This is a genomic window from Rugamonas rubra (assembly GCF_900114705.1).
Classification (GTDB): domain Bacteria; phylum Pseudomonadota; class Gammaproteobacteria; order Burkholderiales; family Burkholderiaceae_D; genus Rugamonas; species Rugamonas rubra.
Genome location: NZ_FOTW01000004.1, coordinates 355,249 through 374,527 on the forward strand (window position 1 = coordinate 355,249; position 19,279 = coordinate 374,527).

The following is a 19,279-nucleotide window of genomic DNA, read 5'->3' on the forward strand; positions in this document are numbered from 1 at the left end:
CGGGTTTTAGCGGGCGGCTGGTGAGTTTAAGCAGAGTTTAAGCCGAGTCTAACCCGCTTGCGCCGGGTTTTTCGCCCGCGACGCGGCATTTCGCCGCGCCGCCAGCCAGGCGCCGCCCAGGGCCAGGGCGGCCAGGGCGAGGAATAGTTTATTGCCCCAAAGTATGTACGGCGTGCTGCCGGCCATGCCCTGCACCGTCGCCGCCAGGGTGCCACGGGTATCGGGCGCCAGCTCAGCCCGCACCACGCCACGGCCGTCGATGACGGCGGTGGCGCCGGTGTTGGTCGCGCGCAGCATCGGCCGGCCTGTCTCCAGCGTGCGCATCTGCGAGATCTGCAGGTGTTGTGGAATGGCGATGGTGGCGCCGAACCAGGCCAGGTTGGAGACGTTGAGCAGCAGGGTGGCCGGCAGCTGGCCGGCGGCCGGGTGGTTCAGCTGCTCGGCGATCTCCTCGCCGAACAAGTCCTCGTAGCAGATGTTGGGCAGCACGCGCTGGTCCTTGACGGCCAGCGCCGGCTGCACGGCGGCGCCACGGGTCTGGTCGCCCAGCGGGATCGACATCAGGTCGACGAACCAGCGGAAACCGAGCGGGATGAACTCGCCGAACGGCACCAGGTGGTGCTTGTCGTAGCGGTAGACGGCGGCGCCGGCGCGCGGCGCGATGCCGATCACGCTGTTGTGGTAGACGCTGGGACTGTCGGCCAGCGGGATGCCGAGCACCAGGCTGCTGCCGGTCTTCTGGGTAAACTGGGCCAGCGTCGGCAGGTAGTCGGGCGGCAGCTGCTGCGGCAGCAGTACCACCGCCGTCTCCGGCGTGGCGATCAGGTCGGCCGGGGCGGCCATGATGGCCTCCTGGTACTGGCGCAGCGTGGTCATGACGTGGGCGCCGTTGAACTTCTCGTCCTGCGGGATGTTGCCCTGTAAAAGACGGACGCTGATCGGTTTGCCCTCGGCGTGGGTCCAGTGCAGCTGGCCCAGGCCCAGGCCGGCGGCCATGATGCCGGCGACGAGGCCGGCGGCGCGCCAGCGGGTGCGGTGCGCCAGCAGCAGCAGGGCGCCGGCGCAGACGGCGGCCAGCCAGCCGAGGCCGTAGACGCCGACGATGGCGGCGTAGCCGGCCAGCGGGCCGTGGTTGTGGGCGTAGCCGGCCGACAGCCAGGGGAAGCCGGTGAACAGCCAGCCACGGATCCATTCGAACAGCGCCCACATGGCCGGCAGCAGCAGCAGGTTGGCGGCCGGCAGCGGCAGCGCCCAGCGCCGGCGCAGCCAGGCGGCGCCGCCCATCGCCAGGGCGACGTAGGCGCCCATGCCGAAGGCCAGCAGGGCGACGGCGGCGGCCGCCAGCGGCGCGGCCATGCCGCCGAAGTTGTGCAGGGAGACGTAGAGCCAGTGGGTGCCGGCGGCGGTCCAGCCGAAGCCGAAGGCCCAGCCGACCAGCGCCGCGCTTTTCGGCGTGGCGCTGCGCAGCACCTGGTAGAACAGCACGGCCAGGCCGAGGATCTGCAGCGGCCACCAGCCGAAGGGGGCGAAGGCGAACACGCAGGCGGCGCCGGCCAGCGCGGCGATGGCCATGCGGCCACGGGTGCTGCGTTGGGGCGGGGGAGGGGCGTCGGGGCGGGCGGAGCGAAAACGCATGTCAGGCGTCGTCGCCTGGCGCGGTCGGCAGTTTTTCCACCAGCAGCACGTGGATCTGGCGGGCGTCGGCGCGCAGCACCTCGAAGCGCAGGCCCTCGAAGTCGAACACGTCGCCCTTGTGCGGCATGCGCGCCAGGTGCTTGGCGACCAGGCCGCCGATGGTGTCGACGTCGTCGTCGGGCAGCGCGGTGTCGAGCTCCTCGTTGAACTGCTCGATCTCGGTCAGCGCCTTGATGCGCCAGCGCGGGCCGTGGACGCCCTCCTTGATCGAGAGGATGTTGTCCTCCTCCTCGTCGAAGTCGTACTCGTCCTCGATGTCGCCGACGATCTGCTCGAGCACGTCCTCGATGGTGATCAGGCCGGCCACGCCGCTGTACTCGTCGACCACGATGGCCATGTGGTTGTGGTTGGCGCGGAAGTCGCGCAGCAGCACGTTCAGGCGCTTCGACTCGGGGATGAAGATGGCCGGGCGCAGCATGTCGCGCACGTCGAAGGACTCCTCGGCGTAGTAGCGCAGCAGGTCCTTGGCCAAGAGGATGCCGATCACCTTGTCGCGCTCGCCCTCGATGGCGGGGAAGCGCGAGTGCGCCGTCTGCAGCACGGTCGGCATCCATTCCTCGATCGGCTTGGAGATGTCGATCACGTCCATTTGCGAGCGGGGGATCATGATGTCGCGGGCGGACAGGTCCGACACCTGGAACACGCCTTCGATCATCGACAGGGCGTCGGCGTCGATCAGGTTGCGTTCGTGGGCGTCATGCAGAACTTCGAGCAGTTCCGCGCGGTTCTCGGGCTCGGGGGAAATCAGTGCGGTCAGGCGTTCAAACAGTGACCGGTGGGGCTTGGCGTCAGTCTTGACGCCACTAGGGTGCTCTTGCATAGGAGGCGTGAGCCGTTGTTTCGAAGGGGTATAGGATACACCAAATGGACGGGGCAAACGGATTTTGTCAAAAGGACATGTCCGCCTGCGCCGCCATCGGTGGACTTAGCCGGCCGCGTCGGCGTAGGGATCGGCGATGCCCAGCGCGGCCAGGATCGCGGTCTCCAGGCCCTCCATCTCGGCGGCCTCGGCGTCGTCCATGTGGTCGTAGCCCTGGGCGTGCAGCACGCCGTGGACGATCAGGTGGGCGCTGTGCTGCTCGACCGTCTTGTGCTGCTCGGCCGCCTCGCGCTCGAGCACGTCGGTGCAGAGGATGATGTCGGCCTGGGTCGGCGCGTCGTCGGCCATCTGCTCGCCCTCGTTGTAGGCGAAGGTCAGCACGTTGGTGGCGTAGTCCTTGCCGCGGTAGTCGCGGTTCAGCGCCTGGCCCTCGGCGGCGGCGACGAAGCGGATGGTCAGCTCGGCCGGCGCCAGCAGCGCGGCCTGGACCCAGCGGCGCACCTTGGCGCGGGTGATGCTCGCCTGCAGGCGGGCGTCGGGGTATTGCACCGACAGCGAGAGTTTATTTTTTTCGGACATTTTTGACGGCGGTGGGTTTGATCAAATGGGTGATGTCGGCGTTGGCTTCCTGCGCCGCCTCGTAGGCGTCGACGATGCGCGCCACCAGCGGGTGGCGCACCACGTCCTCGCTGCCGAACTGGGTGAAGGCGATGCCGCGCACTTCGCGCAGCACGGCGATGGCGTCGACCAGGCCGCTCTTCTGGCTCTTGTGCAGGTCGATCTGGGTGACGTCGCCGGTGACCACGGCCTTGCTGCCGAAGCCGATGCGGGTCAGGAACATCTTCATTTGCTCGACGGTGGTGTTCTGCGCCTCGTCGAGGATGACGAAGGCGTGGTTCAGCGTGCGCCCGCGCATGTAGGCCAGCGGGGCCACCTCGATGATCTGCTTCTCGAACATCTTCTGCGTGCGGTCGAAGCCGAGCAGGTCGTACAGCGCGTCGTACAGCGGGCGCAGGTAGGGGTCGACCTTCTGCGCCAGGTCGCCGGGCAGGAAGCCGAGCCGTTCGCCGGCCTCGACGGCGGGACGGGTCAGGATGATGCGCTTGACGGCGTCGCGCTCGAGGGCGTCGACGGCGCAGGCCACCGCCAGGTAGGTCTTGCCGGTGCCGGCCGGGCCGACGCCGAAGCTGATGTCGTGCTCGAGGATGTGGCGCAGGTATTTGATCTGGTGCGGCGTGCGGCCGCGCAGGTCGGTGCGGCGCGTCTTGAGCACCGGGCTGGCGATGTCGGGCTCGACGAAGGCGGTCGGGGCGTGGTGCTCGCTGGCGGCCGACAGGCCGGCGCGCTGCTCGACCAGGGCCAGTTGCACCTCCTCGATCGGCACCACCTTGTTGGCGATCTGGTAGAACTGCTCGAGGATCTCGACGGCGCGCTCGGCGTTGCTGCCGCTGACGATGAACTTTTCGCCGCGGCGGAAGATGGTGACGTCGAGCGCGGCGGAGATCTGCCGCAGGTTCTCGTCGAGCGGGCCGCACAGGTGGGCCAGGCGCGTGTTATCGAGCGGCTCGGGGATGAAGTAGTGCGGCTGGACTGGGGTCTTGGTTTTCAATGGGACGTGTGCTTCTTGTGTGAGGGCGCGGCGGCGTGGCCGCGGCGCGCCGGGCGGGGCGCAGCGGCCGGGCTGGGCACTGCGGCCGCAGGGTGGTGGCGGCGCGGCGGCGCGCCGGCCGGATAGGCGTAAGTGTAACGTAAATTGCCGGGGTGGACAGCCTGTCCGGCCGCGCCGGCGCGGTTTTTTGCTTGCATTCCCGCCGCCGCGCTCTACAGTGAAGATGTAGCCCGCCGGCAATGTTCGGCGCCGCCGCCCCCCCCTCGATAGGAGCCCGCCATGTCCGTTCGTCCCGCCGCCCCCGCCGGCCCCGCCACGCCGGCCACCAATCTGCAGCAGACCGCCCAACGCCGCAGCGAGCGGCGCGTCGACGACAGCCAGCAGGCCGAGCGCAGCCAGCAGGCGCGCGCCGGCGGCAAGGCGGCCGAGTCGGCCGCCAAGCTGGGCGAGCGCGAGCAGGCCGCCAAGGCCGAGCAGCAGCGCCAGGCCGGCGCCCGCGTCGAGGCGGCGCAGCAGCAGGTCAAGGCGCAGCAGGAGCGCGCCACCCTGGGCCGGCATATCGACACCACCGCCTGAGTCCCCCGGTTTCACTTGCGCGACGCTCGCCGGCCGGCGCTCGCCGCACGTCCCGCCGTCCCCCGCCGTCCCCCGCCATCCCTCCCTTTGCACCGCCGCGTGGCGGCCGCCGCGCCCGATATTTCACAGTTGTCCGGGCGGCGGCCAGGCCGCCGGCCGCCCGGCCATCCATTTTGTAACAATTTCCTACAGGTTCTTGCGTGCGCCACCCATCGCCGCCATGTGTTGAAATGGCATCAAAGTTGTCAAGCTTTCCAGCCAATGATTGATCTTACACAATCTTCGCTGGTGCCCGCCAAGGGGGAAACTAGCAATTTTGGTATAGAATATTGTTTAAATTGCAATGCAAAAAAGGAGGGCGAGAGTGGCTGGCATCGCCGCCGGCGCGCCAGGCGCGGGCGGGGAGATAGGCAACAACCCTGGCGGGGGTCTCTAAGTCGCCCTTAAGTTCGGAACCGCACTATTTGATTCACCAACACAGACGAGGAAAATCATGGCACATCACGCGCTTGCATCCCAAGAGAGCTACAACCCCAACCATCTGCTCGACATCCTGCTCGGCAAGATGCAGTTGAAGAACGACGCCGCCCTGTCGCGCCTGCTCGAAGTGGCGCCGCCGGTGATCAGCAAGATCCGCCACCACCGCCTGCCGGTCGGCGCCTCGCTGCTGATCCGCATGCACGAGGTGACCGGCATGAGCATCCGCGACCTGCGCGACTTGATGGGCGACCGGCGCACCAAGTACCGCCTGTCCGACGCCCAGGGCCGGCCCAAGCCGGAAGACCGTGGCGACAAGAAGGAAGCCGGCGGCAACTACGCCCACCACTGAGGCGGGCCGGGCCGGCGCCCCGGCGGCGCGCGGCCGGCCTTGCTCAGGAGAGCAGGGCCATGGTGATCTCCTCGTACTGCAGCTCGGTTTCGCGGAACAGCTGGAGGTAGACGGCCTCGTCGAGGCCGAGCGCGTTCCAGGCCACCGGCGAGACGGGCGGCACCAGGCCGTCGGGCGCCTGCGCCAGGTCGAGCGCGTGGACCACGGCGTCGGCCACGTGGATGATGGCGGCGAGGAAGCCGGCGCCCGGCTTTTCCGGGTCGTGGTGGCCGCCGATGGCCAGCCGCATGGTGTCGGAGAAGTTCCAGTGCTCGGCCAGCGCCATGCCGGCCTCGACGTGGTCGATGCCCAGCACGGCCCGTTCGGCGTCGAGCATGAAGCAGTCGTGCTCGGCGCGGTAGGCCAGCGCCTGCTCGTAGCGCTCGGGGAAGCTGGCCACCAGCACCAGCCGGCCGATGTCGTGCAGCAGGCCGGCGGTGAAGGCGTAGTCCTGGTTGAAGCGCATCTGCCGCGCCAGCACCTTGGCGCAGGCGGCGGTGGCGATCGAGTGGCGCCAGAAGGCGCGGTGGTCGAAGCCGCGGCAGCGGCCCTCGGCGAAGCAGCCGGTGACGGCCGCCGCCGTGATCAGGTTGCGCGTGGTCTGGAAGCCCAGGTAGGTGATCGCCTGCTGGATGGTGGTCACCTTGATCTGCAGGCCGTACAGCGAGGAGTTGGCCAGGCGCAAGGTCTTGGCCGTCAGCGCCTGGTCGTTCGACACCTTCTTGGCCAGCACCGAGATGTCGACGTCCTCCTGGTCGATGCTGTTGAGCAGCTCCATGACCACCGCCGGCAGCGACGGCAGGTCCTCCAAGTTCTTGACGACGTCGTCGTAGCTCAGCGGCAGCGGGGCGGGGACGGCGGCGGCGCTCATGCCGGCTCCCCTGGCGCGCCGGCGCGGAAATGGCTGACGTGGCTGCGCAGCAGGGCGGTGGCCCAGTCCTGCTCCGCCTCCGGGTCGTTCTTGCGGAACAGGTGGGCGATGCGCTCGAGCCGTTGTTCGCGCTCGGCGGCCAGTTGCTCGGCCGAGACGGGCTGCAGGGCGATCGGCAGCACGGCGATGCCGTGGCGCGGCATCAGCGCGATCATCGCCTCGCTCAGCACCGTGCCCTGCGGCAGCAGCACGTGGCCCTGCACGTCGAGCAGCTCGTCCGACAAGCTCATGCCCGGCAGCACTTGCGCCAGCGGCAGCTGCTGGTAGTTGGTGGTCATACATCCTCCCTGATCGCTTTGTCCGATCTTACCATTGCCGGCCGGCCATGTCTGCCGCGCCCTGCATTGACGCTTCGCAACGTTGCGCTGCATCAGGCGGCGCGCGGTGGCAGGAGGTGGCAACTTCTTGCCAAGTCGCGGGGCTTCCCGTACATTGGGGCGTTGCCGTCGAAAACAGCTGGCGTCCCGCGCGGGCGAGGGGGGAGTGGTAGATGTTTGGAATCCAAGGTCGGCTGACACTGCTGTTCGTGTTGATCGTCACGGTGGTGCTGGGCATTTCCGGCACCTACGCCCAGTACAGCCTGGGCCACGAGCTCGAGGTCGGCAACCAGCGCCTGCGCCAGGGCGTGCTGACGCGCCTGCAGACCAGCCTGCCGTCGGCGCTGTGGGACCTGGACAAGGCCAAGGTCGACAACATCGTCGCCGCCGAGATGCTGCCGCCCGAGTTGGTGGCGATCCGCGTCTACGACACCTCGGTCGGCCTGTTCTCCGGCAAGCTGCGGCGCGACAACGGCGGCGTCGCCAGCCTCGACACCGACGCGCCGGTGCCCGGCTCGGCGGTGGTGGCCGAGCTGGCCTACCGCGACTCGGGCGCCGCCGGCGCCGCCCTGAAGCCGGTGATCGTCGGCCGCGTGGTGGTCAACTTCAGCCGCGCCCAGATCGACGCCACCCTGGCCGCCGAGGTGCGCCGCAAGGTCATCGAGGTGCTGCTGCTCGACTCGATCCTGGTGGCGGCGCTGGCGCTGAGCCTGCGCATCGTGTTCGACCCCCTGAAACAGCTGCGCGACGGCCTGTTCGACCTGGCCACCCGCGGCAGCGACGAGGTCGAGGAGCTGGCCGACAACCGGCGCGACGAGCTCGGCGAGGTGATCCGCGGCTTCAACGCCATCCAGCGCAAGATCAAGTCGATCATCGCCCGCATCCGCGAGGCCGAGGACGAGGCGCGCAAGTCGGCGCAGGCGACGGCGCGGGCGATGGACGACCTGCAGCGCACCCAGGAGTCGCTGCTGCAGGCCGAGCGGCTGGCCTCGCTGGGCGGCCTGGTGGCCGGCGTCGCCCACGAGATCAACACGCCGGTCGGCATCGCCCTGACCAGCGCCTCGGTGCTGATGGAGGCGACCGACAAGGTGCGCCAGGACGTGGCCGAGGGCAACATCAAGAAGTCCGACATCCTGCGCTACCTGGAGACGGCCGGCGAGAGCGCCCGCCTGATCATGAACAACGCCTACCGCGCCGCCCACCTGATCCACAGCTTCAAGCAGATCGCCGTCGACCAGGTCAGCGAGGCGCGCCGCCGCTTCGAGCTGCGCGACTACATCGGCGAGGTGGTCTCGAGCCTGCAGCCGAAGTTGAAGAAGACGCGGATCGCGGTGGCCATCGACTGCCCGGCCGACATCGTGCTCGACAGCTACCCCGGCGCGCTGGCCCAGGTGATCACCAACCTGACCCTGAACTGCCTCGAACACGCCTTCGAGCCCGAGGCCGAGGGTCGCATCGGCATCAACGTCAAGCGCGACGGCGACTGGATCGAGATGCAGGTGGTCGACGACGGCAAGGGCATCCCGGCCGACATGCTCGACAAGGTGTTCGACCCCTTCGTCACCACCCGGCGCGGCCAGGGCGGCACCGGCCTGGGATTGAACATCGTGTTCAACTTGATCGTCAAGCAGTTTGCCGGCAGCATCACGGTGAGCAGCACGCTCGGCCAGGGCGCCAGTTTCATGCTGCGCATGCCGCTCGTCACGCCGGTCGAGGCCGGCCATGCCGACGTCGCCACGGCGGACGCCAAGGTCACCGCCTGAGCCGGGCCGGCGCGGCCGGCGCATTAGGCCCGCTTATGCCCGGCCCCCAACGATTAGCCCCACTTATACGGGAGGATGTATGAAACTTTATTTCAGTCCGGGCGCCTGTTCGCTCTCGCCGCGCATCGTGCTGCACGAGGCCGGCCTGGCCTTCGACGCCGAGCAGGTCGACCTGCGCAGCAAGCGCACCGCCGGCGGCGCCGACTTCTACGCCATCCAGCCGCAGGGCTACGTGCCGGCGCTGCAGCTCGACGGCGGCCTGGTGCTGACCGAGGGGTCGGCCATCGTGCAATACCTGGCCGACCTGGCGCCGCACAAGCAGCTGGCGCCGCCGGCCGGCAGCCTGGGCCGCTACCAGCTGGCCGCCTGGCTGAACTTCATCGGCACCGAGCTGCACAAGAACTTCGGCCCGCTGTTCGACCCCGCCGCCGCCGCCGCCGTGAAGGACTACGCGCGCGCCAACCTGGCGCGCCGCCTGGCCCACCCCGGCGAGGCGCTGGCCGCCAGCGAGTATCTGATGGGCAAACAGTTCGGCGTCGCCGACGCCTACCTGTTCACCGTGCTCAACTGGGCCGGCAAGGTCGAGCTCGACCTCGGCCCCTGGCCGGCGCTGGCCGCCTTCCAGGCGCGCGTGGCGGCGCGTCCGGCGGTGCAGCAGGCGCTGCGCGAGGAGGGGCTGGTCCCGGCGCAGTGAGCCGGCCGCCGCCGCCGATTGCCTGAGGCCGACGCGGCGGGCTAGAATGGGGGCCGATCGACTTCCGCCCATGGCGCCGCATGAACAAAGATCTGATTAAGGGCATCCTGATATTGGCCGGCGTGCTGCTGGCCCTGTTTGTTGGCGCCGTGGCCGCGACCGACCACGGCGTCGACAAGCTCGGCTGCGTCTTCCGCGCCTTGTCGCACGGCATTGCGTTGAGCAATGTGCATGCCGTCTGCGGCTTGTAGCGGCGCGCGGCGCCCGCGCATAAAAAAATCCCGCCGACGAGGCGGGATTTTTTTTGCGGCGGCGGCGCCTAGTCGGCGAATTTCTCCGAGGCTTGGCGGCGTCCGCCCTTCAGGCCGAGCAGCGCCAGGCCGAGCAGCAGCATCAGCACGGTGACCGGTTCCGGCACCGGCGCCGCCGCCTCGTCGTAGACCGCCGGGTTGGCCGCCGGGGCGCCGGGCTCCTCTTCCGTCGAGCCGGCGAAGCCGCAGGCGTCGTTCGGCGCGGCCTGCGCGCAGCTGCTGTTGTCGAAGGTGGCGACGCGGCTTGCGGCGGGGGCGGGGGCCGCTTGGGCGGCGCCGGCCAGGGCGAGCAGCAAGGCTGCGGCCATGCGGGGGTTGGTGAGCTTGAACATATGTTTTCTTTCCGGTGTTGGGGCACTGCGCACTGCCGGCCCGATCGACCATCACGCGACTTACTTGGATGAAACGCAAACTTGTTCCACAACGTGATTAGAGCACATTCGATTCAAAATTGATATCTATATTTGCATATAGTAATTTATTTTTGCCAACATGCAACTTATTCGCCGGTGCCGGCCGGCTTCTCGGACGCGCCGTTGCGCCGCCGGTTCAGGCCAGCAGGCTGGCGGCGAAGGCCTGGCGGGCCGGCTGGCGCAGCACGTCGGCGCGCCAGACCAGCACGGTCTTGACGCGCGCCGTGCGCGCCGGCAGCGTGTGGCAGGCGATGCTGTCGGCCAGGCCGCGCTGGCGCAGCACCTCGCGTGGCATCAACGCCACACCCATGCCGGCGGCGACGCAGCCGAGGATGGCCTCGAAGGTGCCGAACTCGCAGACCCGGGCGATGCCGACGTCGGCCTCGGCGAACCAGGCCTCGAGCCGGCGGCGGTAGGCGCAGCCGGCGCGGAACACCAGCAGCGTGCGCTTGGCGACGTCCTGCGGCGTGGCCACCGGGGCGTGGCCGGCGTCGGTCAGCAGCACCAGCTCCTCGTCGAACACCTCCTGCTGGGCCAGCTCGGCGTGGCCGACCGGCGCGGCCACCAGCGCCAGGTCCAGGCGGTGCTGCAACACCGCCTGCAGCAGCTCGTCGGTGGGGCCGGTCTCGAGCTGCAGCTCGACCTGCGGATGGTCGCGGTGGAAGGCGGCCAGCAGGCGCGGCAGGCGGGCCGCCGCCGTGGTCTCCATGGCGCCGATGCGCAGCACGCCGGACGGCGTCTGCTCGCCGCGCACCGAGGCCTCGGCCTCGCCGGCCAGGGCCAGCAGGCGGCCGGCGTAGTCGAGCAGGCGCTCGCCCTCGGCCGAGATCAGCAGGCGCCGGCCGGCGCGGTGGAACAGCGCGACGCCGAGCGACTCCTCGAGCTGGGTCAGGCGCGCCGACACGTTCGACTGCACGCGGTGCAGGCGCAGCGCGGCCTGGGTCACGCTGCCTTCCTCGGCCACCGCCTTGAAGATCCTCAGCGCCGACAGGTCCATGGTTGTTCCTTCTGTAAATGTGATGGGGATCGACATTATTATTCATTTTTCAGGATGTGTGGGCGGCGCTATAGTTTCAACACTCGTCCACCGTCCAGGCCCGCGCCATGTTCCCGTCCCCGTCTCGGCTTCCGTCCTCGCCGCCGTCGCTGCCTTCGCCGGCGGTGCGCGCCGGCGCCGCACCGGCGGCGATCCTGCTGGCCAGCAGCGTCGCCTTCGTCCTGGTCCAGCTCGATGTCAGCATCGTCAACGTGGCGCTGCCGCAGATGGGACGGCAGCTGGGCGCCGGCCTGGCCGCGCTGCAGTGGGTGGTCGACGCCTACACGCTGGGCTTCGCCGCGCTGCTGCTGTCGGGGGGAGCGCTCGGCGAGCGGCTCGGCGCGCGCGCCGTCTTCCTCGCCGGCCTGCTGCTGTTCGCGCTGGCCTCGCTGGGCTGCGCGCTGGCGCCCGGGGTGGCGGCGCTGAACCTGGCGCGGCTGGCGCAGGGCGCCGGCGCGGCGCTGCTGCTGCCGAACTCGCTGGCCATCCTGCACGCCGCCTACGCCGACGACCGCGCCGGCCTGGCCTGGGCGGTGGGCTGCTGGACCGCCGCCGGCGGCGTGTCGATCGCCGCCGGGCCGCTGTTGGGCGGCCTGCTGCTGGCGCTGGCCGGCTGGCGCGCCGTCTTCTGGATCAACCTGCCGCTGTGCCTGGCCGGCTTCTGGCTGGCCTGGCGCGTGGTGCCGGCCACGCCGCCGCGCGCGCCGGGGCGCGGCTTCGATCTGGCCGGCCAGCTGCTGGCGATTGTCGCGCTGGGCGCCCTGGTGGGCGCGGTGATCGAGGCGCCGCAGCTGGGCTGGAACGCGCCGGCGGTGCTGGCCGGCCTGGCCGCCGCCGTGCTGGCCGGCGCCGCCTTCGTGCGGGTCGAGCGGCGCGCCGCCGCGCCGATGCTGCCGCTGGCCCTGTTCGCCCGGCGCGGCTTCAGCGGGCCGGTGCTGTTCGGCGCGCTGGTCAACCTCAGCTACTACGGCGTGGTGTTCGTGCTCAGCCTGTACCTGCAGGGCGTGCGCGGCATGACGCCGTGGCAGGCCGGGCTGACCTTCCTGCCGCTGACGGCCACCTTCATCGTCGCCAACCTGGCCAGCGGCGCGCTGGCCGCGCGCACCGGGCCGCGCGCGCCGATGCTGCTGGGCGCCCTGGTCGGCGGCGCCGGCTATGCGCTGCTGGCGCTGCTGGGCGTGTCGGCCGGCGCCGGCTTCCTCGACATGCTGCCCGGCCTGCTGCTGATCCCGGCCGGCATGGGGCTGGCGGTGCCGGCCATGACCGGCGCCATCCTGGCCGGTGTCGGGCCGGGCCGGGCCGGCGTCGCCTCGGCCGTGCTCAACACGGCGCGCCAGGTCGGCGGCGCCGTCGGCGTGGCGCTGTTGGGCGCGCTGGCGGCCGGCGCCACGCCGGCCGCCGCGATGGACGGCATGCGCGCCGCGTTGTACTGCGCCGGCGCGCTGCTGCTGGCCGGCGCCGCGCTGGCCTGGTGGAGCGTGCCGGCCGGCGCCGCGCGGCAGGCGCCGCTTGCGCGATAAATTTGGCGCGTGGCATACTGCGCAAGCGTTTGCGCATCCACTCCGGGATGCATGTTGCGGAAGAAGCAGAACCATGACGACACCGAATTCCACCGGCCGCCGCGCCGTTCCCGCCCGGGCCGCCGCCTTGGCCGCCGCGCTGGCCCTGCTGCTGGGCGCGGGCGGCTGCGGCCTGTTCAAGTCCGGCGGCGCCGGCGCCGCCAAGACGGCAGCCGCGCCGACCGCGCCGACCGCGCCGGCCGCTGCGGCGGCCGCCGCGGCGGCCGTGCAGCCGCAGGTGCTGCTGCTCGGCGAGGTGCACGACAATGCCCAAGGCCACCGCCAGCGCTACGAGCTGCTGCGCCGGCGCGTCGAGGCGGGCTGGCGGCCGGCCATCGCCATGGAGCAGTTCGACCGCGAGCGGCAGGACTTGCTGAGCAAGGCGCAGGCCGGCTGCCTGGACGCCGAGTGCCTGATCCGCGTGATCGGCGGGCCGCGCTGGGACTGGCAGCAATACCGGCCGCTGATCGAGCTGGCGCTGGAGTACCAACTGCCGCTGGTGGCGGTCAACCTGTCGCGCGCCGACGCCTCGCGCGTGGTGCGCGACGGCGTCGCCTCGTCCTTCAATCCGCTGGTGGTGGCCGAGTACCGCCTGGGCGAGCCGCTGCCGGCCGCCCTGCGCGCCGCGCAGCAAGAGGAGATCGTCGCCGGCCACTGCAATATGCTGCCCGAGGCGATGGTCGGCGGCATGGTCGACGCCCAGGTGGCGCGCGACATCTGGATGGCCAAACTGATCCGCGACCAGCGCCCGCGCGACGTCGTCCTGATCGCCGGCAACGGCCATGTGCGCAAGGACGTCGGCGTGCCGTATTGGCTGGACCGGGTCGAACCCAAGCTGACGCTGCGCAGCGAGGGCTTCGTCGAAGGCAAGGCCGAGGGCCGGGAGGCGGCCGGCCGCTACGACGCCAGCCATCCCTTGGCGCCGCAGAGCCGACCCGACCCGTGCGCCGGTGTCAAGCCGAAATCGTAGACCATACCGGACAGACCGTCCGATTTTCGCCGTCGACCCGCCGCGCCGCCGCGCATCCGGGCCACGGCAGCACCTCGCGGAGAACAGCATGGAAACCACCTATCAAGCCGGCGCCCCCGAACGCGCCGAGATCGACACCCTGGCCGGCGCCGTGTTGCTGGAGTTCGGCGCCAACTGGTGCGGCCACTGCCGCGCCACCCAGGCGCCGCTGGCCGAGGCCTACGCCGGCCACGGCGGCGTGCGCCACATCAAGGTGGAGGACGGCCCGGGCCGCGCGCTGGGCCGCTCCTTCCGCGTCAAGCTGTGGCCGACCTTGATCTTCCTGCGCGACGGCGTCGAGCTGGCGCGCCTGGTGCGGCCGCTCGAGGCCGCGCAGATCGACGCCGCCTTCAGCCGCATCGAAGCGGCCGCCTAAGCTCCTAGCCTCCTAGCTTCCTAGCCGGCGGCGGCGTTTGCCGCCGTCGGTGCGGGCGCGCTCGCGCGGCGCCGCCCGTGCGCATGCCGCGTCGCCCGCGCGCGCGCGCGTGCCGCGCCGGCCCGCCGCCGCGCCCATTCCTCCAGTCGCGCGGCGGCCCGCGCGGGGGGCCGGAAACGCCGCCCGCCTGGCCTGCGTAGTATTACGCAGCGCCCTTGCGGCGCTTGGCAGTTGCCGCCGGTGCCGCGTATCATGCCTCGTTTCAGCAGGACAGCGCGCCCCGTCACCGACCCCGGGCGCCCCACAAGCGTAGCGCCCGACCGCGGCGCTCGCGGCAAACCGGCCGACCACCCCTGCGCCCGTTCGCCACCGTCCCGCTGCCGCGACCGGCACCAGCCGCCGCGCCGCCGCGCCGCCGATTGGCGGCGCCGCCGCGCGCCCGCGCCGTGTCGCCCATCCGAGCCACCCGCAGTGTTCACGCACCCTCCCCAATTGGAGCGCTACCCATGTCCTTGCCTCAACCGAAGCCGCCGTCCGCGCCGGCCGCCGTCAAGACCAATTCGCCGGCCACCGTGCTGTTCGCCAGCCTGATCGGCACCACCATCGAGTTCTTCGACTTCTACATCTACGCCACCGCCGCCGTGCTGGTGTTCCCCAAGCTGTTCTTCCCGGCCGGCGACGCCGCCGCCGCCACGCTGCAATCGCTGGCCACCTTCGCCATCGCCTTCTTCGCCCGCCCGGTCGGCTCGGCCGTGTTCGGCCACTTCGGCGACCGCGTCGGCCGCAAGGCCACGCTGGTGGCGGCGCTGCTGACGATGGGCCTGTCGACGGTGGCGATCGGCCTGCTGCCGACCTACGCGGCGATCGGCACCACCGCGCCGCTGCTGCTGGCGCTGTGCCGCTTCGGCCAGGGGCTGGGTTTGGGCGGCGAGTGGGGCGGTGCCGTGCTGCTGGCCACCGAGAACGCGCCGCCCGGCAAGCGCGCCTGGTACGGCATGTTCCCGCAGCTGGGCGCGCCGATCGGCTTCTTCCTTTCAGGCGGCATCTTCCTGCTGCTCACCCAGACGCTGAGCGACGCCGAGTTCTTCAGCTTCGGCTGGCGCATCCCCTTCCTGGCCAGCGCGCTGCTGGTGCTGGTGGGCCTGTACGTGCGCCTGAGGATCACCGAGACGCCGGCCTTCCAGCAGGTGCTCGACAAGAACGAGCGCGTCAAGATCCCGGTGGTGGCGGTGTTCCGCGACCACGGCCGCGCGCTGGTGCTGGGCACCCTGATCGCCATGGCCACCTTCGTGCTGTTCTACCTGATGACGGTGTTCGCGCTCAGCTGGGGCACCACGGCGCTGGGCTTCTCGCGCAAGGACTTCCTGATTTTGCAGCTGTTCTCGGTGCTGTTCTTCGGCCTGACCATTCCACTCGCCGCCGTGCTGGCCGACCGCCACGGCCGGCGCCAGACCTTGATCGCCGTGTCGGCGGCGATCGCCCTGTTCGGCCTGGTGCTGGCGCCCATGTTCGGCTCCGGCAGCGCCTGGGAGGTGACCTTGTTCATGTCGCTGGGATTGGGTTTGATGGGCATGACCTACGGCCCGCTGGGCACCATGCTGTCCGAGCTGTTCCCGGCCGAGGTGCGCTACACCGGCGCCTCGCTGACCTTCAACCTGGCCGGTATTTTGGGCGCCTCGCTGGCGCCCTACATCGCCACTTGGCTGGCGACCAACCACGGCCTGCAGTACGTCGGCTACTACCTGACCGCCGCCGCGCTGCTCAGCCTGGCCGCGCTGGTGGCGACCGGCAAGCCGAAGGAGCATGACTGGGGTTGAGGCGGAACCGGCAAACCCCTAAGCCACCCCGGGGTCAGACCCCTCGGGGTCTGACCCCAAAACCGGCGCCGCCGGCCCAGTCCGGGCCGGCGCCGTGCGGGGTGTGCCGGCACCGCCGCGATCAGAAGCGGTAGCGCGCCGTCAGTTGCAGCGAGCGGGGCGCGCCCGGCAGGTTCAGGTTCTTGCTGCTGCCGTGGCCGGCGACGATGTACTGGCGGTCGAACAGGTTCTGCGCGTTGAGCTGCAGCTCGACCTTGCCGCTGCGGTAGTAGGCCATCGCGTCGGCGGTGACAAAGCTGGGCAGGGTCACCGTGTTGCCCGGATTGGCGAAGCGGTCGCCGACGTAGTTGACGCCGGCGCCGACGCCGTAGCCGCCGCCCAGCGCCTTGCTGAGCCACAGGTTGGCGCTGTGGCGCGGCGTCAGCGTCGGCCGTTTGCCCTGCACCAGCTGGCCGTCGTCCTTGGCCAGCGAGGCGACCATGCTGGCGTCGAGCAGGGCGTAGCCGGCCCAGGTTTTCCAGCCGTCGCCCAACTCGCCACTGAGGGTCAGCTCGATGCCGTCGGTGCGTTGGGTGCCCATCTGCACCAGCTTGTTGGTGACCGCGTCGGTCAGCTTCATGTTGGTGCGTTCGAGGCGGAACAGCGAAACGCCGGCCGTGGCCTTGCCGCCAAACAGGTCGAGCTTGGCGCCGACCTCCTTGTTCTTGGTGACCTCGGGATCGAGCTCGGCGTTGTTGGCGGCCAGCGCCGCGCTCTCCGCCGACGGCTGGAACGAGCGGCTGAACGAGGCGTAGTAGGACTGCGTCGCGCTGGGCTGGTAGACCAGGCCGGCGCGCGGACTCCAACTGCGGTCGGTGCGGCCCAGGTTGGGCTGGCCGGCGCGGTGGTCCTCGGTCCGCTGTTCGAACTGGTCGTAGCGCAGCCCGGCCAGCGCCTTCCATTGGCTCGTCAAGCTGACCAGGTCCTGCACGTAGGCGGCGGCGACCTTGAAGGTGCCGCGGTTGTCGCTGCCCGGTGCGCCGCCGGCGGTGAACGGCACCACCGGATTGACCGGGTTGAACAGCGACACGGTGGCGACGTTGGTCTGCGAGCGGTTCAGGATGTCCTTGGTCTGTTGGCCGAGTTCCAGGCCGTACAGCAGCTGGTGCGGCATGCCGGCCAGCGTGGCCTTTTGCGTCAACTCGGTCTGGTTGAAGTAGCCGTGCTCGTCGCGCTTGACGTTGCCGCGCGTGAGCGAGGCGGTCTTGGCCGCCTCGTTGACCGAGCCGACCAGGGTGTTGTTGCGGTCGAGCGAGTAGTCGTAGTGGCGGAAGGCGTTGCGCAGCGACCAGTCCTGGTTGAGGCGGTGCTCCAGCGTGAAGCCGAGCGAGTGCACCCGCGTCTCGCTGTAGTCCTTGTCCTTGGCGTTGGCGGCGCCGTAGTAGGTGCCCGGCGCCACGTCGACCACGCGGCCCTGGTAGGACGGCACGCCGAAGTCGGTCAGGCGCTTGTCGTGCAGGTACTCGGCCTGCAGCAGCAGCGTGGTGGCGGCGCCCAGCTTGAACTGCAGCGACGGCGCCAGCGCCTCGCGCTGCAGGAACTGCTGCTCGCGGTAGCTGCCCGAATCCTCCACCGCGCCGGTGACGCGCAGCGCCATGGCCTGCTCCGGCAGCTTGCGCGCCAGGTCGAACTCGGCGCGCTTTTGCGCGTTGCTGCCGGCCTGCACGCTCACCTCGCTGCGCTCGACGCCGGGCTTTTTGCTGACCCGGTTGATCAAGCCGCCCGACGAGCCGCGCCCGTACAACACCGAGGCCGGCCCCTTGACCACCTCGACCTGCTCGATGTTGGAGAGGTCGCGGAAGTACATCGAATCGTCGCGCATGCCGTCGATGAACTGGTCGGCGATGGCGGAGAAGCCACGGATGGTCACCTGGTCGCGCTGGCCGTCGCCGGTCGACAGGCCGATGCCCGGCACCGCCTTCAACACGTCCTGCATCGAGCGCGCCGCCTGGTCGCGCAGCAGCTCCTGCGGCACCACGTTGACGGTCTGCGGAATGTCGCGCAGCGGCGCCTCGGTCTTGGTCGCGCTGCTGGCGCTGGTGGTGTTGTAGCCGCTGTCCTGGCTGCCGCTGACGGTCACCACCGTCATGGTTTGCTCGGCGGCGGCGGCCGGCGTTGGGCCGGCCCCGGCCGCCTGGGCGGTGGCGTAGAGCGATTGAACGGCCAGTGCGACGAGCAGCGCGAGCGGGGTCTTGTTGAGTGCCATGAACAGTCCTAGTCAAATATGGGGATGCGCTGGCTACCACGCTGTGACACGCTTTGCTGGCTCAAATGAGAATCATTACCATTCAAATTATGGCCGGACTGTTGACGCGGCACAAGGCCGAGTCACTTGTTTATTGATATTAATTAAGGATTCGCTGGACTTGTGGTTGCGGCGCGACGGCGGCGGCAGGGGCGGGGAGGGAGGCGGCGGCCCGGCCGGATAAGGCCGGCCGCCGGCCCGGAGCGCGCTGCCGACGGGGTGGCGGAGGGCTTGCGCTCGGGCTTGGGCCGGCGGATGGCCGGCCCGGAAGGACTCGACTAGTCTAGAACAGGCGGCTCAGGTCGGGGCGGGTGGCCAGCGCCTGGTTGACGATGGCGCTGACGCGCTCGCGCTCGGCGCCCTGCAGCGGCTGGCGCGGCCGGCGCACGTTCTCGTTGCCGACGCCGGCCAGGGTCTCGACCAGCTTCAGGTTCTGCACCAGCTTGGTCGACACGTCGAGGTGCATCAGCGGCATGAACCACTGGTACAACTTGAGCGCCTCGTCCCAGCGCTTGGCCTTCATCAGCTTGTACAGCGCCACGGTCTCCTTGGGGAAGGCCACCACCAGGCCGGCCAGCAGGCCGTCGGCGCCCACCGCCAGGCCTTCGAAGGACAGGTCGTCGACGCCCATGAACAGCTGGTAGCGCTGGCCGACGGCGTTGCGCAGGTCGGTGATGCGGCGCACGTTGTCGCTCGACTCCTTGATGGCGACGATCCACTCGCAGTCGGCCAGGTCCTGGAAGTCCTCCGGCGTCAGGTCGACCTTGTAGGTGACCGGATTGTTATACACCATGATCGGCAGGCGCGCCGCGTCGGCGATGGTGCGCAGGTTCTCCTTGGCCTCGCGCGCATCGGCCGCGTACAGCACCGACGGCATCACCATCAGGCCCTGCACGCCCATCTCGTGCGCCTGGGCGGCGAAGCGGCAGGCGTTCAGCGTGCGCGTCTCGCTGACGTTGACCAGCACCGGCACGCGGCCGGCGGCGACGCGCAGCGCGGTCTGGGTGACGGCCAGCTTCTCGTCGAAGGACAGCGTGCTGGCTTCGCCGAGCGAGCCGCAGGTGAGCAGGGCGTGCACGCCGCTGTCGATCTGGAAGGCGAAGTGGCGCTCCATGGCGTCGTGGTCGAGATCCTCGTTCGGCTTGAACTTGGTGGTGACTGCGGGGAATACGCCTTCCCATTTTGCTGCGGCCATGCTGTT

Annotated in this window: 19 protein-coding genes; 9 read left to right on the plus strand and 10 right to left on the minus strand. The window is 70.2% G+C overall.

The annotated features are described in order from the left end of the window. Positions 1-48 precede the first annotated feature (48 nt). The 4 genes from lnt to BM252_RS01645 all read right to left on the minus strand — a co-directional run bounded on the left by lnt (position 49) and on the right by BM252_RS01645 (position 4,124). Positions 49-1,635 (minus strand): apolipoprotein N-acyltransferase, encoded by a 1,587-nt coding sequence (lnt, locus tag BM252_RS01630; protein WP_093382717.1) that lies wholly within the window; start codon positions 1,633-1,635, stop codon positions 49-51. A gap of 1 nt (position 1,636) precedes the next feature. Further along, positions 1,637-2,515, minus strand: coding sequence for a CorC family transporter (locus BM252_RS01635; RefSeq protein WP_093382719.1), 879 nt, complete (start codon positions 2,513-2,515; stop codon positions 1,637-1,639). A gap of 105 nt (positions 2,516-2,620) precedes the next feature. After that, positions 2,621-3,094, minus strand: a complete 474-nt coding sequence (ybeY, locus tag BM252_RS01640) for an rRNA maturation RNase YbeY (RefSeq protein WP_093382722.1) — start codon at positions 3,092-3,094, stop codon at positions 2,621-2,623. Beyond that, positions 3,078-4,124: a PhoH family protein gene (locus BM252_RS01645; RefSeq protein ID WP_093382725.1), complete on the minus strand. Its 1,047-nt coding sequence runs from the start codon at positions 4,122-4,124 to the stop codon at positions 3,078-3,080. The genes ybeY and BM252_RS01645 overlap by 17 nt, the downstream gene beginning before the upstream one ends. A gap of 279 nt (positions 4,125-4,403) precedes the next feature. On the opposite strand from BM252_RS01645, the gene BM252_RS01650 reads away from it, so the two are divergent. Together BM252_RS01650 and BM252_RS01655 are read left to right on the plus strand one after the other, a co-directional pair. After that, a complete protein-coding gene (locus BM252_RS01650; protein WP_093382728.1) occupies positions 4,404-4,700 on the plus strand; it encodes a hypothetical protein in 297 nt (98 codons plus the stop codon). 493 nt (positions 4,701-5,193) lie between these two features. Beyond that, positions 5,194-5,529 carry a hypothetical protein gene (locus tag BM252_RS01655; protein WP_093382731.1) on the plus strand — a complete coding sequence of 112 codons (336 nt, stop codon included), beginning with the start codon at positions 5,194-5,196 and terminating at the stop codon, positions 5,527-5,529. Between the two features lie 43 nt (positions 5,530-5,572). On the opposite strand, the gene BM252_RS01660 is transcribed toward BM252_RS01655, so the two are convergent. Both BM252_RS01660 and BM252_RS01665 read right to left on the minus strand, forming a co-directional pair. After that, complete coding sequence (locus tag BM252_RS01660) at positions 5,573-6,439, minus strand: HDOD domain-containing protein (RefSeq protein ID WP_093382734.1); 867 nt, start codon at positions 6,437-6,439, stop codon at positions 5,573-5,575. Further along, complete coding sequence (locus BM252_RS01665; protein ID WP_093382736.1) at positions 6,436-6,777, minus strand: hypothetical protein; 342 nt, start codon at positions 6,775-6,777, stop codon at positions 6,436-6,438. The genes BM252_RS01660 and BM252_RS01665 overlap by 4 nt, the downstream gene beginning before the upstream one ends. Before the next feature lie 212 nt (positions 6,778-6,989). Between BM252_RS01665 and BM252_RS01670 the strand changes: the two genes are divergently transcribed. The 3 genes from BM252_RS01670 (at position 6,990) to BM252_RS30820 (ending at position 9,524) form a co-directional block, all read left to right on the plus strand. Beyond that, the gene (locus BM252_RS01670; RefSeq protein ID WP_093382739.1) at positions 6,990-8,579 is read left to right on the plus strand and encodes a sensor histidine kinase; all 1,590 of its coding nucleotides are present in this window, start codon (positions 6,990-6,992) and stop codon (positions 8,577-8,579) included. 79 nt (positions 8,580-8,658) lie between these two features. Beyond that, positions 8,659-9,273, plus strand: a complete 615-nt coding sequence (gene gstA, locus BM252_RS01675) for a glutathione transferase GstA (protein ID WP_093382742.1) — start codon at positions 8,659-8,661, stop codon at positions 9,271-9,273. An 80-nt stretch (positions 9,274-9,353) separates the two neighbouring features. Next, a complete protein-coding gene (locus BM252_RS30820) occupies positions 9,354-9,524 on the plus strand; it encodes a hypothetical protein (RefSeq protein ID WP_174900380.1) in 171 nt (56 codons plus the stop codon). 68 nt (positions 9,525-9,592) lie between these two features. Here BM252_RS30820 and BM252_RS01680 read toward each other — a convergent pair whose 3' ends face one another. Both BM252_RS01680 and BM252_RS01685 read right to left on the minus strand, forming a co-directional pair. Next, positions 9,593-9,916 (minus strand): PEP-CTERM sorting domain-containing protein, encoded by a 324-nt coding sequence (locus tag BM252_RS01680; RefSeq protein ID WP_093382745.1) that lies wholly within the window; start codon positions 9,914-9,916, stop codon positions 9,593-9,595. 217 nt (positions 9,917-10,133) lie between these two features. After that, positions 10,134-10,994 carry a LysR family transcriptional regulator gene (locus BM252_RS01685; RefSeq protein ID WP_093382748.1) on the minus strand — a complete coding sequence of 287 codons (861 nt, stop codon included), beginning with the start codon at positions 10,992-10,994 and terminating at the stop codon, positions 10,134-10,136. A gap of 107 nt (positions 10,995-11,101) precedes the next feature. On the opposite strand from BM252_RS01685, the gene BM252_RS01690 reads away from it, so the two are divergent. The 4 genes from BM252_RS01690 (at position 11,102) to BM252_RS01705 (ending at position 15,794) form a co-directional block, all read left to right on the plus strand. After that, positions 11,102-12,553: an MFS transporter gene (locus tag BM252_RS01690; RefSeq protein ID WP_093382751.1), complete on the plus strand. Its 1,452-nt coding sequence runs from the start codon at positions 11,102-11,104 to the stop codon at positions 12,551-12,553. 73 nt (positions 12,554-12,626) lie between these two features. Further along, a complete protein-coding gene (locus tag BM252_RS01695; RefSeq protein WP_093382754.1) occupies positions 12,627-13,562 on the plus strand; it encodes a ChaN family lipoprotein in 936 nt (311 codons plus the stop codon). Between the two features lie 88 nt (positions 13,563-13,650). Beyond that, entirely contained in the window at positions 13,651-13,977 is a 327-nt protein-coding gene (locus BM252_RS01700) for a thioredoxin family protein (protein WP_093382756.1), read from the plus strand. A 506-nt stretch (positions 13,978-14,483) separates the two neighbouring features. Beyond that, positions 14,484-15,794, plus strand: coding sequence for an MFS transporter (locus tag BM252_RS01705; RefSeq protein WP_093382759.1), 1,311 nt, complete (start codon positions 14,484-14,486; stop codon positions 15,792-15,794). A gap of 121 nt (positions 15,795-15,915) precedes the next feature. Here the strand turns inward: BM252_RS01705 and BM252_RS01710 are convergent, their stop codons facing one another. Both BM252_RS01710 and BM252_RS01715 read right to left on the minus strand, forming a co-directional pair. Continuing rightward, positions 15,916-18,039, minus strand: coding sequence for a TonB-dependent receptor (locus BM252_RS01710; protein ID WP_093382761.1), 2,124 nt, complete (start codon positions 18,037-18,039; stop codon positions 15,916-15,918). A gap of 322 nt (positions 18,040-18,361) precedes the next feature. Continuing rightward, a complete protein-coding gene (locus tag BM252_RS01715) occupies positions 18,362-19,273 on the minus strand; it encodes a dihydrodipicolinate synthase family protein (RefSeq protein WP_093382763.1) in 912 nt (303 codons plus the stop codon). Positions 19,274-19,279: the final 6 nt, after the last annotated feature.

What these genes read in the sequence shown, in the direction of transcription:
- BM252_RS01635 (WP_093382719.1), bottom strand. Translation starts at nt 2,515, where the DNA reads ATGCAAGAGCACCCTAGTGGCGTCAAGACTGACGCCAAGCCCCACCGG.
- BM252_RS01680 (WP_093382745.1), bottom strand. Translation starts at nt 9,916, where the DNA reads ATGTTCAAGCTCACCAACCCCCGCATGGCCGCAGCCTTGCTGCTCGCC.
- BM252_RS01685 (WP_093382748.1), bottom strand. Translation starts at nt 10,994, where the DNA reads ATGGACCTGTCGGCGCTGAGGATCTTCAAGGCGGTGGCCGAGGAAGGC.
- BM252_RS01700 (WP_093382756.1), top strand. Translation starts at nt 13,651, where the DNA reads ATGGAAACCACCTATCAAGCCGGCGCCCCCGAACGCGCCGAGATCGAC.
- BM252_RS01705 (WP_093382759.1), top strand. Translation starts at nt 14,484, where the DNA reads ATGTCCTTGCCTCAACCGAAGCCGCCGTCCGCGCCGGCCGCCGTCAAG.
- BM252_RS01650 (WP_093382728.1), top strand. Translation starts at nt 4,404, where the DNA reads ATGTCCGTTCGTCCCGCCGCCCCCGCCGGCCCCGCCACGCCGGCCACC.
- BM252_RS01670 (WP_093382739.1), top strand. Translation starts at nt 6,990, where the DNA reads ATGTTTGGAATCCAAGGTCGGCTGACACTGCTGTTCGTGTTGATCGTC.
- ybeY (WP_093382722.1), bottom strand. Translation starts at nt 3,094, where the DNA reads ATGTCCGAAAAAAATAAACTCTCGCTGTCGGTGCAATACCCCGACGCC.
- BM252_RS01710 (WP_093382761.1), bottom strand. Translation starts at nt 18,039, where the DNA reads ATGGCACTCAACAAGACCCCGCTCGCGCTGCTCGTCGCACTGGCCGTT.
- BM252_RS01690 (WP_093382751.1), top strand. Translation starts at nt 11,102, where the DNA reads ATGTTCCCGTCCCCGTCTCGGCTTCCGTCCTCGCCGCCGTCGCTGCCT.
- BM252_RS01660 (WP_093382734.1), bottom strand. Translation starts at nt 6,439, where the DNA reads ATGAGCGCCGCCGCCGTCCCCGCCCCGCTGCCGCTGAGCTACGACGAC.
- BM252_RS30820 (WP_174900380.1), top strand. Translation starts at nt 9,354, where the DNA reads ATGAACAAAGATCTGATTAAGGGCATCCTGATATTGGCCGGCGTGCTG.
- BM252_RS01655 (WP_093382731.1), top strand. Translation starts at nt 5,194, where the DNA reads ATGGCACATCACGCGCTTGCATCCCAAGAGAGCTACAACCCCAACCAT.
- BM252_RS01715 (WP_093382763.1), bottom strand. Translation starts at nt 19,273, where the DNA reads ATGGCCGCAGCAAAATGGGAAGGCGTATTCCCCGCAGTCACCACCAAG.
- BM252_RS01665 (WP_093382736.1), bottom strand. Translation starts at nt 6,777, where the DNA reads ATGACCACCAACTACCAGCAGCTGCCGCTGGCGCAAGTGCTGCCGGGC.
- lnt (WP_093382717.1), bottom strand. Translation starts at nt 1,635, where the DNA reads ATGCGTTTTCGCTCCGCCCGCCCCGACGCCCCTCCCCCGCCCCAACGC.
- BM252_RS01695 (WP_093382754.1), top strand. Translation starts at nt 12,627, where the DNA reads ATGACGACACCGAATTCCACCGGCCGCCGCGCCGTTCCCGCCCGGGCC.
- gstA (WP_093382742.1), top strand. Translation starts at nt 8,659, where the DNA reads ATGAAACTTTATTTCAGTCCGGGCGCCTGTTCGCTCTCGCCGCGCATC.